The organism is Cyclobacteriaceae bacterium, assembly GCA_025808415.1.
In the GTDB taxonomy this organism is placed as follows: domain Bacteria; phylum Bacteroidota; class Bacteroidia; order Cytophagales; family Cyclobacteriaceae; genus UBA2336.
This window is the reverse complement of record CP075525.1, coordinates 4,040,454-4,046,913: the sequence shown is the minus strand read 5'-3', so window position 1 is coordinate 4,046,913 and position 6,460 is coordinate 4,040,454. Positions and strand designations below refer to the sequence as shown.

General features: G+C 44.2%; 6 protein-coding genes. All 6 read left to right on the top strand.

Annotated elements, in window-relative coordinates:
* Positions 1-142, top strand: a 142-nt coding sequence (locus KIT51_17935) for a F0F1 ATP synthase subunit delta (protein UYN88631.1), incomplete at its 5' end; no start/stop codon positions are given.
* 38 nt (positions 143-180) lie between these two features.
* The gene (gene atpA, locus KIT51_17930; GenBank protein UYN86709.1) at positions 181-1,755 is read left to right on the top strand and encodes a F0F1 ATP synthase subunit alpha; all 1,575 of its coding nucleotides are present in this window, start codon (positions 181-183) and stop codon (positions 1,753-1,755) included.
* Positions 1,756-1,762: 7 nt separating this feature from the next.
* Positions 1,763-2,647 carry an ATP synthase F1 subunit gamma gene (gene atpG, locus KIT51_17925; GenBank protein ID UYN86708.1) on the top strand — a complete coding sequence of 295 codons (885 nt, stop codon included), beginning with the start codon at positions 1,763-1,765 and terminating at the stop codon, positions 2,645-2,647.
* Between the two features lie 195 nt (positions 2,648-2,842).
* Complete coding sequence (locus KIT51_17920) at positions 2,843-4,639, top strand: PAS domain S-box protein (protein ID UYN86707.1); 1,797 nt, start codon at positions 2,843-2,845, stop codon at positions 4,637-4,639.
* Positions 4,640-4,657: 18 nt separating this feature from the next.
* Positions 4,658-5,827 carry a hypothetical protein gene (locus KIT51_17915; protein ID UYN86706.1) on the top strand — a complete coding sequence of 390 codons (1,170 nt, stop codon included), beginning with the start codon at positions 4,658-4,660 and terminating at the stop codon, positions 5,825-5,827.
* Between the two features lie 3 nt (positions 5,828-5,830).
* On the top strand, positions 5,831-6,415 hold the full coding sequence (locus tag KIT51_17910; protein UYN86705.1) for a VTT domain-containing protein: 585 nt from the start codon (positions 5,831-5,833) through the stop codon (positions 6,413-6,415).
* The last annotated feature ends 45 nt before the right edge of the window (positions 6,416-6,460 follow it).

Here is a 6,460-nt window from a genome sequence, read left to right as displayed (position 1 = left end):
ACTGGAAGAAAAAATTGATGCCGACATGATTGGCGGTTTTGTGTTAACTGTTGGCGATCGCCAGGTTGATGCATCCCTGAAGAGTAAACTCAAAGCATTAAAATTGAAATTTAGCCAGAACCCTTATGTGAAAGGGTTTTGATACAAACAAAGCAACGAACTAAGAAACAAGAAGATATTATGGCAGAAATCAGACCTGAAGAAGTATCCGCAATATTGCGTGAACAACTTTCACAATCGCGCACCGATGTTGAGTTAGAAGAAGTAGGCACTGTTTTATCCGTTGGTGATGGCGTAGCCCGCATTTATGGCCTAACCCAGGCACAAGCCGGTGAACTATTGGAATTTGAGAACGGCCTGCGTGCCATGGTGCTTAACCTGGAAGAGGACAACGTGGGTGCCGTATTGTTTGGTGATTCCAAAGGTGTGCACGAAGGTGATACCGTTAAGCGTACAGGAAAAATTGCTTCCGTTAATGTGGGTGATGGCATGATTGGCCGTGTGGTGAATACACTCGGTGAGCCGGTTGACGGAAAAGGCCCGCTAAGTGGTGAGCTTTATGAAATGCCGCTTGAACGCAAAGCACCCGGTGTAATTTACCGTCAGCCTGTAAATGAGCCGCTGCAAACCGGTATCAAGGCTATTGATTCAATGATCCCGATCGGCCGTGGCCAGCGCGAGTTGATTATCGGTGATCGGCAGACAGGTAAAACCGCGGTGGCAATTGATACCATCATTAATCAAAGAGAATTTTTTGAAAAGGGTCAACCTGTATATTGTATTTATGTTGCTATCGGTCAAAAAGGTTCAACCGTTGCTTCTGTAGCCGCTGAACTTCAAAAGGCCGGTGCGCTTGACTATACCGTAATCGTTTCGGCTACTGCATCCGATCCGGCCCCCATGCAATTTTTTGCCCCGTTTACCGGAGCTGCCATCGGTGAGTTTTTCCGCGATACCGGACGTCCCGCACTTGTTATTTATGACGACTTGTCGAAGCAAGCAGTTTCGTATCGTGAAGTTTCGTTGTTGTTGAGAAGACCCCCCGGACGTGAAGCTTATCCTGGTGATGTATTTTACCTCCACTCGCGTTTACTGGAGCGTGCTGCAAAAATTATTAACAACGATTCTATTGCCCGCAACATGAACGACCTGCCAAACTCAATTAAACATTTGGTAAAAGGCGGTGGATCACTTACGGCCCTCCCGATTATTGAAACCCAGGCAGGTGACGTATCGGCTTATATCCCCACCAATGTTATTTCCATTACGGATGGCCAGATATTCCTCGAAACCAACTTATTTAACTCTGGTATCCGTCCGGCAATTAACGTAGGTATTTCAGTGTCGCGCGTAGGTGGTGCGGCACAGATTAAATCCATGAAAAAGGTTGCCGGAACGCTAAAGCTTGACCAGGCACAGTTCCGTGAATTGGAGGCTTTTGCAAAATTCGGTTCCGACCTTGATGCTGCAACCAAGCTTACCATTGAGCGTGGAAGAAGGAACACAGAAGTTTTGAAGCAGGATCAATACTCACCTGTGCCGGTAGAAGAACAAGTTGCCATTATTACAGTTTCTACCCGTGGCTTTATGGATCGCGTACCGGTAAATAAAGTCAGGGAATTTGAGCGCGATTTTCTAGAGCTGATGCGTACTTCACACCGCGATGTATTGGATAACCTGCGTGCCGGCAAGTTTGAAGATGCCGATGTGGAAACCATTAAAAAAGTAGCTACCGATTTAGCTTCGAAATACTGATTGAACGATGCCTAGCTTAAAGGAAGTAAAGAACCGTATTACCTCGGTGGTTTCTACCCAGCAAATCACCAAGGCCATGAAAATGGTGGCTGCTGCGAAGCTGCGCAAGTCGCAAGACAGGATTTTGCAGATGAGGCCTTTTGCCAAAAAGATGGCCTCTATCTTTCAAAATCTTTCAACAGCGCAACGCGATTCTGTTTCTGAAAATTGGTTTAGCCGTGCCCGGGAAGAAAAGAGGATTTTGATCGTGGCCATCAGCTCTGATCGTGGGTTGTGCGGATCTTTCAATACCAACATATTTAAAGGTGTATTGAAGCTTATCCACGATAAGTATGAAAGTCAATATCGTCAGGGTAACGTAACAATCCTTTCTATTGGTAAAAAATCGGAGGACTATTTCAGCAAACGTAAGTTTGCCATGGTAGCCTCCCACACCGATATTATTGCACGGCTTTCCTTTGAGCGTGTAGCGGCCGCAGCCGATTACATTATGGATTCTTATCGGGCAGGTATGTACGATAAGGTTGAAATAGTGTACAATGAATTTAAGAATGTAGCTACTCAAATTTTGCGGACTGAGCAGTATTTGCCGGTACAGCTACCACAAGGGGAAACAAAATCTGCTGAAGTGGATTATATCTATCAGCCAACGCAACTCGAAATTATTGAAGGCCTGATCCCCAAGTCTTTAAAAGTGCAGCTATTTAAAGCTGTATTGGATTCGAATGCAGCCGAAAATGGTGCCCGTATGACGGCCATGGATAAGGCTACAGAAAATGCGGGTGAATTGCTGAAAGAATTAAGGCTAACCTATAACCGCACACGGCAGGCGGCCATTACTAAAGAAATTCTTGAAATTGTTGGCGGTGCAGAAGCACTTAAGGCATCGTAACCATACTTTGCGCCACACTAAGGTAAATCAGGCCCATCCGTATGGATGGGCTTTTTTATTCCTTAGGACGTAGGGGGGTAAGTTTGTACTCGGGTACTTGTATAATTACGCCTAAAGTCTATCTTGCACAGCTAATTTTTTTTTGAAGATCTGAAATAGACCCTCTACCACCTAAACAAACGTTTCAGTTCTGTTATGCAGGAACTATTTCAAAATCTGCCAGGCGTCATCTATGAATATAGCATTAGCGAGGAGGGTGGCAGGTCCTTTACCTACATCAGCGAGAACAGCATTGATATTTTAGGCCTGTCTGCTGCCGACCTGCGTACAGATTCTTCATTGTTCCGAAAGATTTTGGTAGAGGAGGATCGCGCATCCTTTGAAGAGTCTTTAACAGAAAGCCACGGAAAAGAAAAGGTATGGAATTGGGAGGGCCGGATTAACGTAAAGGGTTCGGTGCGTTGGATTGAAACGCGGTCAAACCCCTTACCCTCATCTGTGGGCATCAAGCGTAAGGGAATAATCATCGACATCACAGATCGTAAACTACAGGAGATAAAGCGTGAATCAAGGTATCAATCCCTGGTGGAGAAATTACCGCTTGGTATCGGCATTCATGTAAACGGTGAGATTGTAATGGCCAATGCCTATGCGCATACAATTTTACATGTTGCCCCTGGCGAATTGCTTGGTAAGAATGTGATGGATTTTGTTCATCCCGATAGTAAGGAGATTGTACGGGACAGAATGAATCGGGTGCTGGCCGGTGAAAACTTACCGGCCATACAAGAGCAATTTGTTACCTCCGAAGGCGATACTGTACAGGTTGAGGTGCTCGCTATGCCCTACATGTTTAAAGGAGTTCCCTCCATTCAGCTCATCGTTCGCGACATTACTGACCAACTTCGCGTACAGGAAGAAATCAGGAGAAACGAAACGCTTTTCACACAACTGTTCAATAACATACCCATGGCCGTTGTGATGCTTGATGCAACCGGAAAAGTTGAACTGGTGAATAAGGGCTTTACCAGTATGTTTGGGTTCGATTTGAACGAGCTGAAAGGAAAGAACCTCAATGATTTTGTTGTTCCTGCCGAATTGCAAAATGAGGGCATGGATTTAAACAATGTGATTTCAGCCCAGGGGATAATTCAGGTTGAGACATTCCGTAAGCGAAAAAATGGCGAGCGCATTGATGTGATCTTGTACGGCATGCCAATCGTAACCGATGGAAAAGTATTGGGTATTTATGGTGTATATGTTGACATAACCAGCCACCGGATGATGGAGGAGGAACTGAAAATACGCAATGCCGAGCTTGACAACTTTGTGTATAAAGTTTCGCACGACCTCCGCGCCCCGCTTTCATCTGTACTGGGTTTGGTAAACCTTGCTAAACTGCCCGGCAATACAGACGACCCTTTTGACTACATCAGGATTATTGGCGAAAAGATAACAGCCCTGGATCATTTTATCAGCGATGTGTTGAGCCATTCCAAAAACCTGAAGCTTGACGTTAAGTACGATAAAGTTGATATACGAAATATCCTGGCAAAAACAATTGAAGACCTGAACTACCTGGAAGGGGCAAACGATGTTGATTTTAACATTGAAATTGGTGTGGAATATTTTTATAGCGACCCCTGGAGGATTTCAGAGATATTCAGAAACCTCGTATCCAATGCAATTAAATACCGAAACGATCAGGCACAAAAGCCAAAAGTTGGTATTGAAATTACGGCTGATGATGAATGGGTAAAAATCCGTTTCTCCGATAACGGTATAGGCATTTCACAACAAAACCTTGATCGTATTTTCGAAATGTTTTACAGGGCAACCGAGCAATCCGATGGTTCAGGCATTGGGCTTTATATTGTTAAAAATGCCGTTGATAAGCTGGAAGGCAGTATTTTCGTGGAAAGCGAAGTTAGCGTAGGGACAACATTCTATATTGATTTACCCAATCGCATAGGTTCTGCAATGCGTGTTTAAATTATTGTGCGCTGAGATATGAAGATTATTGAAGTAAATACGGCACACGATCGTCAGGAATTCATTATGCTTCCGGTGAAGCTTTATAAAAGCAACCCCACCTGGATACGACCCTTGGATAAAGACGTGGAGGCAGTTTTTGACCGGCAGAAAAACAAAACCTTTCAGCATGGCGAGTGTATTCGGTGGTTATTGAAAAATAATGCCGGGGAAACCATCGGCCGAGTGGCCGCATTTATAAACCAGAAAACAACAAACAAAGGAAACGACCAGCCTACTGGGGGCATGGGCTTTTTTGATTGCATAGAGGATAAGCAGGCTGCATTCCTATTGTTTGATCAATGTAAACAGTGGTTACAGGCACGGGGCATGGAGGCGATGGATGGTCCCATCAATTTTGGTAACCGCGATCGCTGGTGGGGTTTATTGGTTGATGGTTTTGAGCGGCAACCCAATTATCAATGCAACTATAATTTTCCTTACTATAAAGATTTCTTTGAAGCTTACGGCTTTCAGGTTTATTTCTATCAGTTCACGTTTGGCCGTCCCATCATCGGGCCATTGGATGATCGGTTGAAAGAGAAAGCAAACCTGGTTGCCCAAAACCCAGACTACTCCTTCAGCTATTTACCGAAATCCAAGTGGGATACCTTGCCTGAGAAAATTAAAACCGTGTATAATAGGGCCTGGGCAAAACGTGGCGAAATACCCGAATTAACCGAAGTACAGGCACGCCACCTGGTAAAACAAATGAAACCCATAATGGATGAAAAGCTGTTGTGGTTCGGGTATTATAAACAAGAGCCCATCGCATTTTTTCTTTCCCTACCCGAAGTGAACCAGGTTTTTAAATTTGTAAACGGCAAACTCAATTGGTTTGGCAAACTCAAATTTCTTTGGCATACCATAAGGCGCACCAATAAAAAGGCCTTTGGTTTACTCTTTGGCATCGTGCCCGAACACCAGGGCAAAGGCGTTGATGGTGCCATTATAGAAACATTCAGGCAAATGGCACAGTCCGATAGTTTTGCTTATCGCGAATATGAAATGAATTGGATTGGTGACTTTAATCCTAAAATGATCAGGGTGGTTGAACAAATAAATGCCCATGTGGTTAAAAAGCACGCTACTTACCGCAAACTTTTTGATGAAACGAAGCCGTTTAAACGCATGCCTATAGTTGGCTAAACCATGGAGCAGAACGATACCCCATCCGGCTTTTTACTTCGCAACCTGTTTAAGGGATTACTATGGTTTGCCGTTATAATAACCGCTTATATTTTATTGGAGAGCTACCTCGAAGAAACGCTTTCGAACGAGATCAATCACCTGGCCGGAAAAAAGGTTTTGCTCTTCACCATCTTTACTGTTTCTGAAATTATTTTTGGGATAATCCCACCTGAGTTTTTTATGATCCTGTGGCAACACGCAGGTGATTTAACGGAGTATGTAATTAACCTGTGTATTTTGGCTGTAATATCTTACGGTGCTGGCGTATTGGGCTATTACATTGGTTACAGCTTTACCAAGACAGGTTTTTTTAAACGCATCAAGGATAAGTACCTGGTTCAGTATGAGTATAGCTTAAGAAAGTACGGCATGTACCTGGTACTGGTCGGATGCATCACCCCTGTACCCTTCTCGGCCATGTGCATGTTGGCTGGTTCAGTTCAACTTCCCTTCAAGCATTTTTTGTTGGTGGCGATAACGCGCGTTTTCCGGTTTGCCGCCTACGGCTGGATGGTTTGGAACTTCCCAAACTGGTTTAATGGCTGATTCCAGATTTACGGGTAAATCGTTACATTTATAAACACGAATCAA

Coding starts and splice junctions, on each gene's coding strand:
- atpA (UYN86709.1), top strand. CDS start 181: ATGGCAGAAATCAGACCTGAAGAAGTATCCGCAATATTGCGTGAACAA.
- atpG (UYN86708.1), top strand. CDS start 1,763: ATGCCTAGCTTAAAGGAAGTAAAGAACCGTATTACCTCGGTGGTTTCT.
- KIT51_17920 (UYN86707.1), top strand. CDS start 2,843: ATGCAGGAACTATTTCAAAATCTGCCAGGCGTCATCTATGAATATAGC.
- KIT51_17915 (UYN86706.1), top strand. CDS start 4,658: ATGAAGATTATTGAAGTAAATACGGCACACGATCGTCAGGAATTCATT.
- KIT51_17910 (UYN86705.1), top strand. CDS start 5,831: ATGGAGCAGAACGATACCCCATCCGGCTTTTTACTTCGCAACCTGTTT.